Raw genomic sequence first — 14,797 nt, 5'->3', positions numbered from 1 at the left:
TGGGTACGGGCCGCGACCGGCGAACGGAACCGATTCGGGAAAGAATGAGGCATGCCGTCGAGCCCTAGGCAGCTCCCTTGTCCCTGTGGCCTCCTGCTTGAGGTACGCCTCTACCCACCGACAAGCTTGCTAAACCGCTCACCAATCCGGCTACCGTCGCGGTACTGCGCTGGGCACAACGCCAGCCACCGCTTCAGCACCGCGATCTCGTCGTCCCGACGCCCAAGCTTCCGGTAGATGATTGCCGCCTGCTCCGTGTAGAACGGCGCCGGCTCCCGCCCGTCGCGGCCTCCCTCGGCGCCTTCGATGGCAGCAAGGGAAAGGGCGAGGGCTTCCTCGAGGCGGCCTTCGCGCTTGAGCTGTTTGATCGGCTCTACCAGCTCCAGGTAGTGGACGCCGTTGACCATCCCGGCTCGAAATTCGGCGGCGCGAGACCCACCGCCCGCGAGGGCTTCTCGGACCATCTGGCTTGAGCCGTCGTGGCTCGCCTTCGCCTTTGCCTTCGACGACATCGGGGGCCGCTTCTTCTCCGACCACTCCCATTGCGGTGCCTTGCTCCCAAGCCATGCCCATGCCTCAGCGCGCAGCCCCTTCGGGAGCATCTCCGTGAAAATCTGAACCCGGACAGCTCGAGCGCCCACCTTCGAGATCTGCGCCACGTCGACGGCGTAGCCCGGGACGTAGCCGATTCGTTCACCCTCGACGATGACCGCTACGGCGTTGGGGTCAGCGTTGTTGTCCGGTTCGCGCTGGAGAGAGCCGGGGAGCTCGAGGTAGCCGCCGTCGGCGATGCCGTGACGGGTGGCGAGGGTGGTGATGGCTTCGCGGCCGAAGGTGGTGGTGCCGGAGAGGGAGACGAGGCCGTCGACGTCGTCCGAGTGCGTGGTGTCTTGACGCTGGTTGGCCGGTTGCCGGCCGAGAATGCGGTCGAGGATGCCCATGTGGTGAACATGGCATGGGCCGCAGCGAGTGAGCAGCAGGCTGTGGATTGGTATGCGTCAAGCCTGCATTAAGGCAACCACCAGGTCACCCTTGTCCTTCCGGCGCAGGTTCGTCGACATCGGGGGTACCTAGAGAACCTTGGGTCTGACGACCTCAGCATGTGTTGAACCAGCGTTGAGCAAAAGGGTCGAACTCGGCAAGCTTGCATGCCCCGACCTGGGTCAAAGAGCCGCCGATCGGCCTCACTCAATCTGACGCAGCCGACTGACCGAGTTTCCCCGACTTGTCACCCGCGTGACGATGTCGTAGGCCACGACGGACCGGCCTACAAATCAGGCATGGTTTGTGGGTAGTCGGTTTGTGCTTCCCCCCGACGTTCCCGGTCAAGATTTTCCTGAATGTGAGCGACTCGTTCATGCCAGTCTCGACCATCGGAGACGCCCGCGGAGAGGATCAGGTTTCGTCGAGCCATGAGCTGGTTTGACGCCTCAATTAGAGGTGTCCCTTCGTCCCAACTTCTCTCAAGTAACCAGGAATGGAGCTTTTCGGTCGCCTCTCGGTAAGGGCGCAGAAGGGCAGACAAGTGGATGGTTTCACCCGACGATTCGATGAAGGCCCGAGAGTCTTTGTTCCAATCGAACTCAAGCAAAGCCGCCGAATCCAAGCGCACCTCTGCGGTCACCTGGTCGCCCAAAGTACCGCTGAATCGCCACGGGGCCACGACGTAGTGAAGGACATAATTTCGAAGTTTCCCGAGGAACGCGGCCTGCGGTAGGGCGAAGACATCCTTGGAAAGTCGTTCTGCAAACTCATCCTGAACGGCTTTTGGCTGGTTTCGAACCAGGGTGCGTGTGTGGTCGATGAGTGCACCGAGTGATGCCAGGTAAGCGATGAGAGCTTTGTCGAGTTCAAGCTGAAGGGCTGGCCGAGTGGACTCGCGCACGTTCTGCATCAGCTCGACGGCAATATCCTCCTGCGTCTCGAAAGCCGCGATGAGAATTTCCAAGTCGATCGCGAAGTGACGCCAGGCCGTAAAAACTCGGGCTAGTTGCTCCAGCCGGCGAACGAGCTTGGTGCCAGCGTGCTCATTCAATTCCGTCTCGGCGGCCGCGAGTCGTTCGGCACGGTCGCCGTGACCGCGGGCGGCTTCTGCTGCGTCCTGCATGGGGGCAATTATGTGTGGTCGAAGGGCCTTGCCAAGACGCTTGTGCATGTAGGCGTAACAGTCACAGCGACTGTCTCGTGACTTTGTCGATCCAAAACTAGACAGGCACATTGGTGCGGACGGACGCAATCCCGCTGGAGGCTGAGTTTGCAGTCTGTGAATCCTCCCGTCGGCGGAATCGTCACAGGCATCAAGTTCACTACCGTCGTTTGCGAGGCGTCCCGCTGGGGGACTGGGGCGCAGAGGGGGTGGCTGCATGGCCAGACTCGTGCGCTGCCTCGTTTCAAAGGAAGCATCAATGAAGTCATCGCGTATTGCTCGAGTGGCCGCCACCGTCTCCGTGACGTGTTTGCTGGTCGGGGCAGGAGCAGTTTCTGCCCAGGCGTCCGAGCCCAATACTGCTGCCGCTGCCGAGGCTGTGTTTGTTGAAGTGCTCGAAGCGCCCGACCAGGCTGCCGAGCTGAAGTCGCTCTCACCGCAGGAGCGTGAGCTCTTCGATCTGTGGACGACCCCCGTCGTCAGCGAGATCACCACGACGTTCACGCCCGACAAGGCGACTGGCAAGTCTTCTATCGCTGCTGCCGCCGCCGCATGCGGTTCGTGGCGTCAGAACGGCTCCTTCTCCAACCAGGTGGGTGCAAAACTCGGCGACTTCTGGACCACGGGGCAGGGCTGCCGTTCCGGCAGCAGCGTCACAAGCGTCTCCTACCTTGACGGCGGCGGACGCACCTCCGGCATCGGCTGGGGATACACCGGAAAGACAACCGCCAAAGGCGTCGTCCGGAACGTCGGATATGTCTACGGGCAGTACAACTTCAAGCTGAACATCGCGGGCGTCGACGTGCAGAAGCCGTCCTACTGTGCGCGGGCCATTTTCACCACCGCGGTCTCGCGAGGCGACCTGGCCTGCGGCCTCGGCTAACAAAAGAACTCTGGGGGCTGCCTACTCTTGGGAGGCAGCCCCCACGAAAGGTCCGTCATGACTCAGCCACAAACACCCGCGCGTGCTCACTCTCGAACTCCAAGCCTCGTTGCTGGCCTTGTCGCGGCGATGGCTCTCGTCCTCGCGATCGTCGTGTCGCCTCTGTGGTTGATCATCGTCGTCCTTTTCGCCATGGTGAACGTGGTCCGACTCGTGCGGGCGTTGGGCAGTTCGAGGACGAACACCGTCGTCGCAGCTTTCCTGATCACAATCAACCTGCTGATCATTGGCATCGTGGCGCTCTTCTATCTGAGTCAACAACTCGGGTCGCTGTAGGGCGGAACCAAGGTGCCCGCAAGTTTTTTAGCCCGCACAGAATGAAGAGTGAAGTGACGACGACGGCGTCCGTAGCTCTACTTGCGAGCGGTACCGCTGTGCTTCTCTGCGCTGCCGCGCTGGCTTTCCAGAGCGGCATCATTGCGGACTCAACGGGTGGCGTTGGCGGTATCAGTCCAGTTGAGAAAGTCATGTGGGTGACGGGTTTGCTGCTCCTGGGGCTCGGCATTGTCTTTGTGTTCATCCGGCCGCGCCAACGCACCTAGACGGGCACGTTCGGGGTAGCTGACCTCAACCGCACTCTGGCCCGTGGCCGTGGCCGTGGCCGTGGCCGTGGCTCTGAGTCGCCCCTTACTCGCCAGATCAGGCCATGCGTAAGGGCCAAGCGCCTCAATAGGAACGAGCCGGAGGATTTTCAGCCGGTACCAGGAGGATGTCGCGACATGAGCGGTGGCTAGATGCTGGCAGGTCCAGGCCTTCCCGGGTTTCGCAAGCAGCCCTCGGCAACCCAGCCCAGACGGGCTGACCCACTGAACGGCCGCCGGGCAGCCGGCGGCCGTTCGCTGTTCCCTGGCTGCCGCGCATGACTGTCGCGTGCCAGCCACGCTCACTACAATCAGCGCCATGACCGCGACGAGTTCTCCGATCGCGGCGACAGCTGCCGCCGCGCTCCTCAGGCGTGCCATCGCCGCGCACAACTTCTCCGCCGCCGATCGCACCCTCGTCGATGCAGTGACGCGAATCACGACGTCCGATTCAGACGTGCCCGCCGACGCTCTCGAGGAGCCGGCCAGCACCGGAGACGCGCGATACGACACTCTCCTCGCGACGTCCTACGCCTTCGCGCTGCTCCAGCGTCACCTCACACCGGCACCGTGGATGCTCGCCGCTCCCGCAGTCGACAGTGAATGGCTCTGGGACGGAGACACCGAAGCCACCACGGCCTTCCGGGATTTCATCCGCGACCGCACCCCGAAGCTGTTCCTGGACAAGAACATCCTCTTGCGCGAGCGCGACCTCTACGCGCCGTGACGGAGAGCTACCGCCTCCTCACCGGCGAGGGCATCAAAGAGATGCTGGGTGAGCTCCTCGAGCGCCTGAGTAATCGTGGAGTCACCGTCGACGCCTACATCGTCGGCGGCGCCGCGATGGCCATGCACCTGGGACGTTCCGAGCTCACGCCCGACGTCGACGGCATCTTCCACCCGGCGGACGAAGTCTTCGCCGAAGCCGAGGCAATGGCCACCGAGTACAACCTCGACCCCCAGTGGATCAACAACCGCGCCGTGCCCTTCATCGAGTTTGGACGAAGCGCCGACAAGGACGCCGTCCGCATGGAACTGCGCGGCCGGCCCGTGGTCGTCGCGTCGAAGCGGACCCTGCTCGCCATGAAGATCGCTGCGAGCCGGGTGAAGGACAGGCCCGACCTGACCCGCCTCATCCACGACCTCGAGATGTACGACGCTGACGAGATCGTCGACCTCGTATTCGACGTCTTCGGCGACGCCAGCATGGTGGCACCCAACGACCCGGAGGAAGTCCGCCTCCTCGCCAACGAGGCCATCCACCGCGCGAAGCTGGCCCAACCGACACCCCCGGCCGGCGAAACACAGGGGCGCGAGCCGAGGGGCACGAGTGCCGGTGGCCAGTTCACCGAGAAGAAGCAGAGCCCGCCAGAGGTCACGCTCGGGCGCTGAGGAGCAGGATCGAGCGCCCCGCCCCGCGGTGAGGCTCACAGGCTGACACGGCACTTCCGCCGCATGTCTTCCTGTCATGGACGGAACCACTGCGACGACCCTCATCGCTTGGGTGCAGGAGCACCCGTCCTTCGTCGGCGGTGTCGTCGTCGTCATCACCATCCTCGTCGCGGCGAAGCGCCGCGGCCGCGGCTACGCCGGCAGCAAGGACCCGCAGCGGCTGTTCGCCGCCGCCCAGAAGGCCGAAGGTGCCCGCCGCGCCGGCAACTCCCGCTGCGAGCACAAGGCACCCATCAGCTTCCGGTGCTCCGCCCGCGGCACCCACGGGGACCACATCTACCCGCACTCCAAGGGCGGGGCCACCGCCATGAGCAACCTGCAGATGCTGTGCGCCACCCACAACCTTCGCAAGAGCGCGCACATCCCGTCCGCCTTCTACATCTGGCGGCTTGAGCGGCGCCGCATCAGGTACTTCCCCGAGGGTGCTTCGCCCAAGGTCCTGTGGCGGATCGGACAGGCATCATGAGCATCCCCAACCTGCCGAGCAAGATCCCCGCGAAGCTGCCGAAGGCGCCCGCGGCCGCCAAGGCACCCATCAGCAAGGTGCCCCCGAAGCTTCCCGGCCACGGCGCTCCGGTGCCAGTTTCAGCGCCCGCGCCGATCGCAGCTCCGGCCACCGCACCTCGCACCGGGGCGCCTCGGCCTCAGCAGGCGACGCTCGCCAGCCTGCCCGGCACGTCCACCGACTCGACGCCCGAGACGCCCGCCAGTCCCGGAGCGACCACCGTCACGGGCGGCGCCTCGAGGAGCGGACCGGCCGCCACGGCCGCCGCAGCGGGGCCGCCCAGCAAGACGACGATCAGCGACAGCGGCGTCGTCAAGAAGACCCTCCGCGACGACCTCAAGGACGCAGCCCTCGGCCGCGGCGCCCCCACAGCTCCCGGCCAGAAGCAGTCGATCCGCTCGTCCATCCTCCAAGTCGGTGCAGAGGCCGCCAAGGGCGCTGCGTCCGGTGCTGCGAAGGGTGCCGCTGCCGGCGGCGTCGGCGCGCTCCCGGGAGCAGCCCTCGGGGCGGCGAAGAGCGCTGGCATGGCGGTGGCGAAGAACAAGCGCCTCCGGAACATGCTCATCGCCGTCGTGGCGTTCCTCCTCGTCATCCCCGTCGCCGTCGCCGGGGCATCCATCTACATGCTCTCGGCGTCCACCGGCTCGGTCGACGCCTTTAACCAGGTCACCGCGCAGCGCGCCGCCAGCGAGGAGCACGTCGACGAAGACTCGATGGGCACCGCCCACAGCCTCGGCACCAAGTACGGCATCCCGTGGACCATCGTCGCCTCGCTCGAGAACAAGGACGCCGCATCGGAGGAGACGCTCGACGCCATCTCCAAGGAGCTGAGCCGCATCGACCCGCAGGTCGAGACACGTTCTCTCGACGTCGGCGGCCGGTACGTCCCGGGCACGGCGCAGCGCGAGATCGACCAGGAGAACGGCAGCGACAAGGCCAACTCCGACGCCGTCCGCAAGACCTACACCGACGCCATCGTCGGCGGCGCCGGCATGACCGAAGCGCAGGCGACCGGGGTCTACGACACCGCCCTCCGCTGGTGGATGGGGCAGGCCGAGACGTGCCCCGTCGACGGCGGCAGCCAGTCTGGCGGTTCCACCAACGGCATGACCGTCAAGGGCGTCCCCATGAACGCCGACCAGCGCGCGATCGCCGTGACCATCGTCGGCATCTCCAAGTCCGCCACCCGCAACATGGACGTCGCCGACCAGCGACGCGCGGCAGAGATCACCATGGCCACCGGCATCGTCGAGTCGGTGCTGGCCAACAACCCGAACAAGGTCGACCACACCAGCCTCGGCGTCTTCCAGCAGCAGGATTGGTGGGGCTCGGACTCGCAGCGACTCGACGTTCCCTGGTCGACCGCTCGCTTCCTCCTCCCGCTCCTGCAGCTGCCCGGCTGGAACACTATGGAGCCAGGCAAGGCCGCCCAGAAGATCCAGGTCTCCGCCTTCCCCGACGCCTACGCCGAGCGCATGTCCGAGGCGGTCAACATCGTCAGCACCCTCTGGAACGAGGTGCAGCCCCAGGACATCCCCGCTGGGTTCAGCTTCGACGGCAACGGCGGATCTGCCCAGGACGGCGGCGCCGGTGCACCGGCCGACACCGACGCCCCCATCACCTGCGGAGTGCCAGCCGTCTCCGGCACCTGGGGCTACCCCTTCAACGGCATCGTCACCGTCAACTCCTGGTGGGGCCCCCGCGTCAGCCCCGGCGGCGTCGGGTCGAAGAACCACCAGGGCGTCGACTTCGGCAAGCCCGCCGACGGGCTCATGATCTCCATCGGCGACGGCGTCGTCACCGGCAAGCAGTCGACGCCAGGTCACGCGTGCGGCTACTGGATCACCGTCCTCAACCCCGACGGCGGCGAAGCCCGGTACTGCCACATGGTCAACCCGACCGACCTGAACGTTGGTGACACGGTCGTCAAGGGTCAGACACTCGGGCTCGTCGGCAGCACCGGCAACTCGACCGGACCCCACATCCACCTCAACATCAACCTCAACGGCGTCCCCGTCGACCCGTACGACTACCTCAAGGAGCGAGGCGTCGACCTCGACGTCCTGCCGACCTGGGGCGGCATCGGCCCCCACTAATCTGAAGGTGCCGCGCATGTAAGGGGTGGGCACGTCGCCCTCTTTGGCGTACCCAGAAATGCACTGCCGGCCACACCACGATCACAACCCACCAGCTCCGCTTCGCGCCACGCGCGAGCACACCTCGAAGGATCAGCGAATGACGTCCCAGACCAAGACGAAGCTGTACATCGCCGGCGGCGTGGCGCTGCTCGCCATCATCCTCGGCATCATCACCGCCGTCTTCCTCGCTAACGCCGTCGACGACGCCAACCCGGACGCCACCGAGACACCCAAGGCCTCGAGCACCGCGTCGGCGTCCATCGGTGGCGGCACCGGCGAGCCGGCCGGCGGCTTCGAGACCCCCGCAGTACCCGTCGTCGAAGGCGGCACCGGTGGCGGCGTCGAGCTCGACTATAACGCCGACGGCCAGACCTCCGAGGGCGACAGCCTCGACGGCCCGATCATCCCCGAGGCCGAGCTCGCGCAGATCCGCTCCTTCCGCGACGTCGCCGAAGCAGCCGTCAAGGAGTACGCCACCGTCAACCCGGCCGAGAGCGTCGAAGCGCGCGCTGCGCGTCTCGCCCCCTACTTCTACGAAGGCGCCGAGCAGCTCTACAAGGCGCCCCGCGTCGCCAACCCGCAGAACAAGATCGGCATCAGCGGCGAAGTCCGAGTCGACACCAAGCCCTCCTCGAACTCCTACCCCGCCATCACCGACGACACGTTCACCTTCACCGTCATGCAGTCCGTCGTCGGCACGTACACGACCAGCGCCGACAGCGTCACCCAGATCGCCTACGACCAGAAGTCGTGGACCGTCACGATGAACCGCGCCTTCGACGGCAAGGTCCAGACCATCACGGAGCCCACCTTCGAGCGGTGATCGCGTGCCGCACACGTACGCGGCATGACCAACTGGAACGAGACCCTCCACCCGCGTGCCACCGCCGGTACGTTCACCGACAAGCAGCACTCGACGCCTGAGCTGGTGCTCGAGGCGGTGAGCGACTCGGTCGACGAGCCGACCACCAGCCCCGAGCTGGAAGCCATGCTCGTGTCCGCAGACCCTGCATGGCGGAAGAACATCGCCGAGAACCTCGACACGCCTCCCGCGCTCCTCGAGGCGCTCGCTCGGTCCACCGATCGTGACGACCGCATGCACGTCGCTATGAACGGTTCGCTGTCCCGCGCCACTCTCATCCGCCTCGCATCCGACCCGGAGGAGTACGTCCGGGAGAGCGTCGCCGGCAACGACCGCGCTCCGGCCGACGCACTCGACAAGCTGACGGCGGAGGACCGGGAGGAGGGGCTCGAGTACACCGTCTGCGAGCTCGTCGCCCGGAACCCGAACGCCAGCGAGGAGACGATCCGGCGCCTGGCGACGATCGAGGAGGACGCCGACTACATCGTGGCGGCCGCCGCGCAGCACCCGCGCGTCCCGGCCGACACCCACGAAGCCCTCGTCACGCACCCGAGCCACATCGTGCGCCGTGGCGTCGCCCTGTCACACTCCATCCCGTTCGAGGCGAAGCACGCACTCATCACCGACACGAGCGAGGCAGTCCGAGCCGAGGTCGCCAGCGCACAGAGCACCCCCGCTGACGTCCTCCTCCGCTTCGCCGACGACACTTCGGTCGTCGTCCGCCGGCGCCTCGCTGCCCGGTGGGGCCTGCCCGAAGAGCTCCGTCAGCGACTGCTGACCGACCCGGACGCCGACGTCCGCGACCTGGTGGCCGCCCGATTCTGACCGGAGCTACGCGGCGAGGCGAAGAAGGCCCGGGGAAGCCCGGAAGGTCGAGCCGTCACTGGCCCTGACCGAGATGGTCTTGCCGTTCACACGGACGACGACGCCGGAGAGGCCGTGACCTCGCTGCCCAGGCCGGTGGACGACGACGTCCTGATCCACAGCGAAGGCGCTCGTGGCGAAGCGCGGAGGCGGAGCCTGACGGTGCACCGGGGGAGCGGTGCGGGCGCGCTTCGCGGCACCGCTGACGCGGTGAAGGGACTCGCGGTTGAGCATGATGGCGGGGATGGCCCAAGGGCGGCCGTCGGCGTCGTTGAGGATCCGAACCCGGGTGCGCATGCGCTCCACGAGGATGCCCCGGTAGCGGCCGTCGTCGGTGACGACCCGTTCGCCGATCTGCAAGGGGCCGCTGGTGAGGTGGGCCACTTGCGGGGCTTCGGTACGGGCCTCCTCGACCAGTTCCTCCCACTCGGCCTCGGCGGCGGCGTTCCGGCCGGTGCTCTTCGGCGTGCAGCCGAGCTCGCGCGCCTTCGCCTTCCACACGGGCCCGTGGCCGTGGGAGGAACCGACGAGCGCGTGGGCGATCTCGTGGAGGATGGTGTCACGGACGTCGGCTTCGTCAGCGGCCGCGGCGTAGACCTCGCCAACCGAGATGGTCCGGGTGCGGTAGGTGCACAGGCCGAGGCGCTTCTGCGCCCGGTCGAACCGGAACGACCACCTCTGGGCGGTCAGCCCGTGCTGCGTCATCAGCTCGGTGGCCAGGGTGCGTGCGGTGGTCAAGTCCATGGTGTCTCCTCGTCAGTTTCGCATGTGCTTCGAGGGACTCATGCGCGGCATCACCAGCCGGCGACAGACCCCCGCAGCTGCGAGAGGGGCGTGCCGGTCGTCAGCCCGATGACGTCGACCACCGTGCGTGCGCCAGAGGGTCGCGCTCGCGCGAAGTCGATGTCGGCGTCCGCCGGGGTCGACTCCACGACGACGTGGCGGCCGTCCTCGGACAGGTCGTACGTGACCTGCTTCGTGGTGCGTGCGTCCCACGTGAACACCGGCCGCGCGGTCACGCCATCGTCGACCACGAGCGACCCGACACCGGCGAGCGTCGTCCTCTGCTGCACGTAGACGCCTTCACGCACCTCCGACAGCCGGCCCCGAGCCTCACCTGCTGCGGGCGCGGTCAGAACCGGCTCGCTCGTCTGCCTGTTTCGGAGGTCCAGGCGCAACACCTTGGGGCCCTTCTGCACGATCGCGGACAGGCCGTCGGCCGAGACGGAGTCCAGGGCGGTGAACGAGCCGAGGGGCACCCCAGCCGAGGCGCCGTCAGGGTCGACCAGCGCGAGGTCGCCCTCGAGGCTGAGGCTGAGCACGCGGCTGTCCCCGGGCACGGGCAGCCAGGCCATGGACCGCTGCGGCTCCCCGGCGAGGTCCAGCACAGGGTGGAGCGCGTCGCCGGCGACGGAGTAGAGGCCGGCGTCCGTGTCGCTGGCCCCGCGGACGGAAACGACGACCGCCCCGGAGCCCGTTCGCGCGGCGCCCGTCGGCGTTCCGCTGAGGGTGGTCTGCGCGCTGCTGCGCCCTCCGACCGTGTCGATGGTCGTCTTACCGGCTCTCTCGCTGACGATGACCACCCCGCCCTGCCGAGGGACGACGAACAGTGTCTTGGCACCAGCCGGGGCCGTCCACAGAACTCGAGTCTCCGAATCGGTTCCGGTGACCACGCGATCGCGCGCCGAAGTCCGGTCGATGCGGGGGAGGTCAGCTGCCCGGTCCCCGAGCTCGGGCGGCGCCCATGGGGTCGTGAACGTCGTGCGAAGGTCGGCCGCACCCCCATGTGCTCCTTCGACGCCGGCGAGCTCGACGGCGTACTTATGGCCCGGGATGAGCGCGAACCCGAACTGGACGGAGACGACGCTGTCCCGTGTCGACACCGTCACTGGAGTCGACGGCGAGACCGTGACCTGTGACAGCAGAACCTCTGCCGGCTGGCGGTCAAGCGTCATGGTGAGGACTGCCCCCGAGCGGTGCGCCGCGGCGGCGGTGTCCACCGACACCTGCTCGAGCTTCGGCCCTTGCGTGGTCGTCAGCACCAGGAACGTGCCGCAGATGACGACAAGCGCGGCCACGACAGCCCAGAACCGCCGTCGGTGGTCAGCGGCCGGCTCGGTCACCGTCACGCCTCCTCGTCCCGCCTGACGGTTGCACGCCGGCGGCGGAGGCTGGTGACAATGAGAACTTGCGCGCCGCAGAAGCCTGCCGCGACGAGGACGAGGAGTGCGAAGGTCCAGACGCTCATCGGCTGTCCCGTGCTCGGGTGGCCTCGAGGGCCTTGGTGACCAGGCGCGGCTGGGAGGCGAAGAGCCCGGCGTTGAGGTAGCCGTTCAGCTCGATGACGAGCGGCCGGTCGTCGGCGCCAAGCGCGACGTCGATAACGTAGTCGCAGAGGTCGGGCTGCTCGGCGGCGATGTCGGCGGCGACCCCGGCGGCGAACGCGACGAGGGTGTTCCGGATCGCCTCGTCGACGATGACGGGGGAGCGAGCGTCTCGGTGCTCGCGCAGCTGCGGGTCGAACGGGGCTGTGTTGTTCAGCGGCGTGTGCTCTTCGATACTGCCGGCGCCGGTGACGACCTGGTGGTCGACGACGAAGATGCGGTACTCGTACCGCATGGTCACGACCTGCTGCAGGAGGAACGCATCGACGTCACCGTCGAAGTGGACGGGGGCCCACTCGAGGTGCTCGGTCACGGCGTCGCGGGCGGCGCGGTCGGTGACGGGCAGATCGAAGCGCATGTGAGCGAGGGGGAGGAACTTCGCCCTCGGCATGACCTTGACCATGACCTCGCCGCCGTGCCGGTTGGCCATGTCGGCGATGCCTTGGTTCAGGTGCGTGCCGACGGATGGGTCGTCGAAGACGCCCGCGGACAGCAGCTCTCGGCCGGCGTTGGCGACGAAGGCACTGAGGCGGTCGTAGCGGCCAGCCATGCGTTCGAGGAGGTGCGTGATGAACCAGACGTCTCGGGAGTGCTGCATGCCGTAGCGGGGGAGGTGGTCGACAGCGGTGGGAGGCACCTGCTCGCCGGTGGTGACGTGCCGGGCGGTCTTGAAGGTGGAGCCGTTGACGATCCACACGAGCTCGGGGGTGAAGCTGGCGAGGGCGGCGTCTAGCCGGTATGCCTCCTCGAAGAAGTCCTCGACGTCGCCGTAGCCGTCGAGGTCGTGCGCGGGGAAGTGCGCCCGCGTCAGGGCAAGGAGCCGGTCCGCCTCGCTGCGGAGCTCAGTCGGGATCTGCTCGAGGTCCGGTGCCGGCATGTGGCGGATGACGACGAACCAACCGTCGTGTAAGGCGGTGCCGAGGGCGCGCGAGGAGTCCATGGGTGGACCATGCGCGGCGGCCTACTCGTCGAAGTGGTCCAGGAGTGTGACGAGGCCGTACTTCTCGTCGGGCTCAGTGCCGATGACCCGGGCACTCGCGGTGCCCGGCACCTTGCCCTCCTCCAGCGGCGAGGTTCTGACCTTGACGTAGTGCCCCGTCGGCATCTTCGCGAGCACCCACTGCGCGTCCTGGAACTTCCAGTTGAAGATACGACTGCGGTGGAGGACCTCCTCTGCGAAGCAGCTCTCCCGCGGGTAGCGGTCAGGGTCGTACGCCCGCTTCCTGTTGAAGACGTAGGTGGTCCGCGTCAACAGGAGGTTCGACTCTCGCCAAGCGCGCAAGCGTTCGAAGACCAGCTGGGGCATGACTGTCTCGGCCCATCGTCGAACCGGCTGAATGTGGATTGTGGTGTTCAACGCCTCGACGACGTCTACCACCTGGTCCCGTTCAACCCAGTCAGCTCGGAAGAGGGAAGCATGTCCGTCAATGCGGGGACCCGCCACGTTCTTCATCTCGTCGATAGCTCCGACCACGGCGCCTGCCAACCAGGCCGTGTAGGACATGTCATCCGAGACTGGCAGGAAGTGGTTGCGCAGGCGGGGCTCCCGCGAGAACCGAGCGATGATGGCATCCGCCCGGGCACGGTCGTCGTGACCAGGCACGTTCTGCTGGATAGCCACGTGCGCCGCGGCCAGCACGTGGTGGAGGGACAGCACCCACTCCGGCTCACGTCCGTCGGAGAAGACCTTCAGCGCCCACGCGGGGTCGCCCACCATCGGCCTGTACTCGACCGCCACGCCCTGATCTGACATCGTCATGCTCTCCCCACGCGTCCCCTCGCGACGAGTTCAGCGCTGCGCCCCGCGTCATCCCCGGAGCGGGCCCACGTGGCCAGCTGAACCTCTGACAGCCATTCTGCCAGCCAGCGGTCGTCCGGCTTGTCCGGGAGCTCTGAGGCCGCCAGGGCGCTCTCCGCCTGTGCGACGATGCCCTGATACGCCTCGGCGACGTCAGCGGCGGAGTACTTCCCCTGACGCACGTCGAGGATGAACCGAGCCATCGGCGCCTCGAGCGGCATCGGGATGGTGCCAGTGCTGGCGGCCATCAGGCCCTGGTAGGCGAGGCGAAGCGTGTGGCCGGCGAACTTGGTGTCGAAGCCGTGCTCGGACACGAGTTCCGGACGGCTGACGCGGTTGGACCGGAGCCCCTGCATGCGCTCGAACTGCGCTGCGGAGTAGCCGAGGAACTTCCGCACGAGCTTCTTCGACATCAGTCGGTGGCGGTTCTCTCGGAGGGCGAGGCCGAAGTCGTCAACGGAGACGATCCACTCCTCGCCGACGAATAGCGGGGTGAGGACCGTCGGGTTGCCGCCGAGGGCGAGGCGAGCCCACTTGCGGGCCGGGTAGACCATCAGGTCGAGGTCGCCGTGGCGAGACCTGGCCTCGCTGCCTTCGTCGACGGCGCCGGCCCACGCGGTACGGAACGACCAGGACTCCGGAGAGCTGCCGATGCCGAGGACGTCGTCGCGCGACTCGACCGCGAAGCCGAGGTGGTCAACGTCTCCACCGGGGAGGCCTGTGCCGTGCACCTCTGAGCCGGAGACGGTTCGGAGGATGGTCGGCAGCGTCGTCGCCTCCGCGGCCGTCAGGCGGACGTTGCCAGTCACGCCGTCACCTCAGTGATGGAGACGACGGTGGTGCCGTAGCGGGTGGTGGCGAGGTAGCCGGCGTACGTGTCGACCTTGCCGAGCACGACGACGAGGTCCTCGCCGACGGTGCAGGCGACGACGGCTTCGAGCATCAGCACCTCGCCGTCGCGGCGGAGGGGCACAGAGACATCGCCAAGTGCGGGCTCCGTGACCTGCGCCTCCCGGATCGCTTCCCGGGCCGTCAGGTCGAGCCGGTACCGCGACCCCGAGGAGGTCTGGACGAGGTAGGTGCCGGCGGTGACGCCGTCGAGGGTCTTCATGCTCACCCCATGC

At 67.2% G+C, this 14,797-nt stretch carries 17 protein-coding genes; 9 read left to right on the top strand and 8 right to left on the bottom strand.

Annotated elements, in window-relative coordinates; genetic code table 11:
• Positions 1–110: 110 nt before the first annotated feature.
• Positions 111–941 carry a hypothetical protein gene (locus OVA02_RS10640; protein WP_267658277.1) on the bottom strand — a complete coding sequence of 277 codons (831 nt, stop codon included), beginning with the start codon at positions 939–941 and terminating at the stop codon, positions 111–113.
• 326 nt (positions 942–1,267) lie between these two features.
• Positions 1,268–2,107, bottom strand: coding sequence for a hypothetical protein (locus tag OVA02_RS10635; RefSeq protein ID WP_267658276.1), 840 nt, complete (start codon positions 2,105–2,107; stop codon positions 1,268–1,270).
• A 298-nt stretch (positions 2,108–2,405) separates the two neighbouring features.
• Between OVA02_RS10635 and OVA02_RS10630 the strand changes: the two genes are divergently transcribed.
• From OVA02_RS10630 to OVA02_RS10590, 9 genes are all read left to right on the top strand, one after another.
• Positions 2,406–3,029, top strand: coding sequence for a hypothetical protein (locus tag OVA02_RS10630; protein WP_200412553.1), 624 nt, complete (start codon positions 2,406–2,408; stop codon positions 3,027–3,029).
• Between the two features lie 129 nt (positions 3,030–3,158).
• The gene (locus tag OVA02_RS10625) at positions 3,159–3,365 is read left to right on the top strand and encodes a hypothetical protein (RefSeq protein WP_192061771.1); all 207 of its coding nucleotides are present in this window, start codon (positions 3,159–3,161) and stop codon (positions 3,363–3,365) included.
• Positions 3,366–3,406: 41 nt separating this feature from the next.
• Entirely contained in the window at positions 3,407–3,631 is a 225-nt protein-coding gene (locus OVA02_RS10620) for a hypothetical protein (RefSeq protein ID WP_200412555.1), read from the top strand.
• Positions 3,632–3,989: 358 nt separating this feature from the next.
• On the top strand, positions 3,990–4,397 hold the full coding sequence (locus OVA02_RS10615) for a hypothetical protein (protein WP_267658275.1): 408 nt from the start codon (positions 3,990–3,992) through the stop codon (positions 4,395–4,397).
• A complete protein-coding gene (locus OVA02_RS10610; protein ID WP_267658274.1) occupies positions 4,394–5,062 on the top strand; it encodes a hypothetical protein in 669 nt (222 codons plus the stop codon). Before OVA02_RS10615 ends, OVA02_RS10610 begins: the two co-directional genes overlap by 4 nt.
• A 76-nt stretch (positions 5,063–5,138) precedes the next feature.
• The gene (locus tag OVA02_RS10605) at positions 5,139–5,588 is read left to right on the top strand and encodes an HNH endonuclease (RefSeq protein WP_267658267.1); all 450 of its coding nucleotides are present in this window, start codon (positions 5,139–5,141) and stop codon (positions 5,586–5,588) included.
• Positions 5,585–7,723 carry a M23 family metallopeptidase gene (locus OVA02_RS10600; RefSeq protein WP_267658266.1) on the top strand — a complete coding sequence of 713 codons (2,139 nt, stop codon included), beginning with the start codon at positions 5,585–5,587 and terminating at the stop codon, positions 7,721–7,723. The genes OVA02_RS10605 and OVA02_RS10600 overlap by 4 nt, the downstream gene beginning before the upstream one ends.
• 139 nt (positions 7,724–7,862) lie before the next feature.
• Entirely contained in the window at positions 7,863–8,588 is a 726-nt protein-coding gene (locus OVA02_RS10595; protein WP_267658265.1) for a hypothetical protein, read from the top strand.
• A gap of 24 nt (positions 8,589–8,612) precedes the next feature.
• Complete coding sequence (locus tag OVA02_RS10590; RefSeq protein WP_267658264.1) at positions 8,613–9,452, top strand: hypothetical protein; 840 nt, start codon at positions 8,613–8,615, stop codon at positions 9,450–9,452.
• Between the two features lie 6 nt (positions 9,453–9,458).
• Here the strand turns inward: OVA02_RS10590 and OVA02_RS10585 are convergent, their stop codons facing one another.
• The 6 genes from OVA02_RS10585 to OVA02_RS10560 all read right to left on the bottom strand — a co-directional run bounded on the left by OVA02_RS10585 (position 9,459) and on the right by OVA02_RS10560 (position 14,784).
• The gene (locus tag OVA02_RS10585; RefSeq protein WP_267658263.1) at positions 9,459–10,235 is read right to left on the bottom strand and encodes a SprT-like domain-containing protein; all 777 of its coding nucleotides are present in this window, start codon (positions 10,233–10,235) and stop codon (positions 9,459–9,461) included.
• Between the two features lie 50 nt (positions 10,236–10,285).
• Positions 10,286–11,620: a hypothetical protein gene (locus OVA02_RS10580; RefSeq protein ID WP_267658262.1), complete on the bottom strand. Its 1,335-nt coding sequence runs from the start codon at positions 11,618–11,620 to the stop codon at positions 10,286–10,288.
• 115 nt (positions 11,621–11,735) lie between these two features.
• Positions 11,736–12,815: an ATP-grasp domain-containing protein gene (locus OVA02_RS10575; RefSeq protein ID WP_267658261.1), complete on the bottom strand. Its 1,080-nt coding sequence runs from the start codon at positions 12,813–12,815 to the stop codon at positions 11,736–11,738.
• Positions 12,816–12,836: 21 nt separating this feature from the next.
• Positions 12,837–13,634, bottom strand: coding sequence for a hypothetical protein (locus OVA02_RS10570; protein WP_267658260.1), 798 nt, complete (start codon positions 13,632–13,634; stop codon positions 12,837–12,839).
• Positions 13,631–14,482: a DNA polymerase beta superfamily protein gene (locus OVA02_RS10565; protein WP_267658258.1), complete on the bottom strand. Its 852-nt coding sequence runs from the start codon at positions 14,480–14,482 to the stop codon at positions 13,631–13,633. The genes OVA02_RS10570 and OVA02_RS10565 overlap by 4 nt, the downstream gene beginning before the upstream one ends.
• Positions 14,479–14,784 carry a hypothetical protein gene (locus tag OVA02_RS10560; RefSeq protein ID WP_267658257.1) on the bottom strand — a complete coding sequence of 102 codons (306 nt, stop codon included), beginning with the start codon at positions 14,782–14,784 and terminating at the stop codon, positions 14,479–14,481. Before OVA02_RS10560 ends, OVA02_RS10565 begins: the two co-directional genes overlap by 4 nt.
• Positions 14,785–14,797 lie beyond the last annotated feature (13 nt).

This window comes from Frigoribacterium sp. SL97 (assembly GCF_026625765.1).
Lineage (GTDB): Bacteria > Actinomycetota > Actinomycetes > Actinomycetales > Microbacteriaceae > Frigoribacterium.
Note: the sequence above shows the minus strand (reverse complement) of the source record. Positions and strands in the feature narration are given on the sequence as shown.

Coding starts and splice junctions, on each gene's coding strand:
- OVA02_RS10615 (WP_267658275.1), top strand. CDS start 3,990: ATGACCGCGACGAGTTCTCCGATCGCGGCGACAGCTGCCGCCGCGCTC.
- OVA02_RS10560 (WP_267658257.1), bottom strand. CDS start 14,784: ATGAAGACCCTCGACGGCGTCACCGCCGGCACCTACCTCGTCCAGACC.
- OVA02_RS10635 (WP_267658276.1), bottom strand. CDS start 2,107: ATGCAGGACGCAGCAGAAGCCGCCCGCGGTCACGGCGACCGTGCCGAA.
- OVA02_RS10575 (WP_267658261.1), bottom strand. CDS start 12,815: ATGGACTCCTCGCGCGCCCTCGGCACCGCCTTACACGACGGTTGGTTC.
- OVA02_RS10620 (WP_200412555.1), top strand. CDS start 3,407: ATGAAGAGTGAAGTGACGACGACGGCGTCCGTAGCTCTACTTGCGAGC.
- OVA02_RS10600 (WP_267658266.1), top strand. CDS start 5,585: ATGAGCATCCCCAACCTGCCGAGCAAGATCCCCGCGAAGCTGCCGAAG.
- OVA02_RS10640 (WP_267658277.1), bottom strand. CDS start 941: ATGGGCATCCTCGACCGCATTCTCGGCCGGCAACCGGCCAACCAGCGT.
- OVA02_RS10595 (WP_267658265.1), top strand. CDS start 7,863: ATGACGTCCCAGACCAAGACGAAGCTGTACATCGCCGGCGGCGTGGCG.
- OVA02_RS10585 (WP_267658263.1), bottom strand. CDS start 10,235: ATGGACTTGACCACCGCACGCACCCTGGCCACCGAGCTGATGACGCAG.
- OVA02_RS10630 (WP_200412553.1), top strand. CDS start 2,406: ATGAAGTCATCGCGTATTGCTCGAGTGGCCGCCACCGTCTCCGTGACG.
- OVA02_RS10590 (WP_267658264.1), top strand. CDS start 8,613: ATGACCAACTGGAACGAGACCCTCCACCCGCGTGCCACCGCCGGTACG.
- OVA02_RS10605 (WP_267658267.1), top strand. CDS start 5,139: ATGGACGGAACCACTGCGACGACCCTCATCGCTTGGGTGCAGGAGCAC.
- OVA02_RS10570 (WP_267658260.1), bottom strand. CDS start 13,634: ATGACGATGTCAGATCAGGGCGTGGCGGTCGAGTACAGGCCGATGGTG.
- OVA02_RS10625 (WP_192061771.1), top strand. CDS start 3,159: ATGGCTCTCGTCCTCGCGATCGTCGTGTCGCCTCTGTGGTTGATCATC.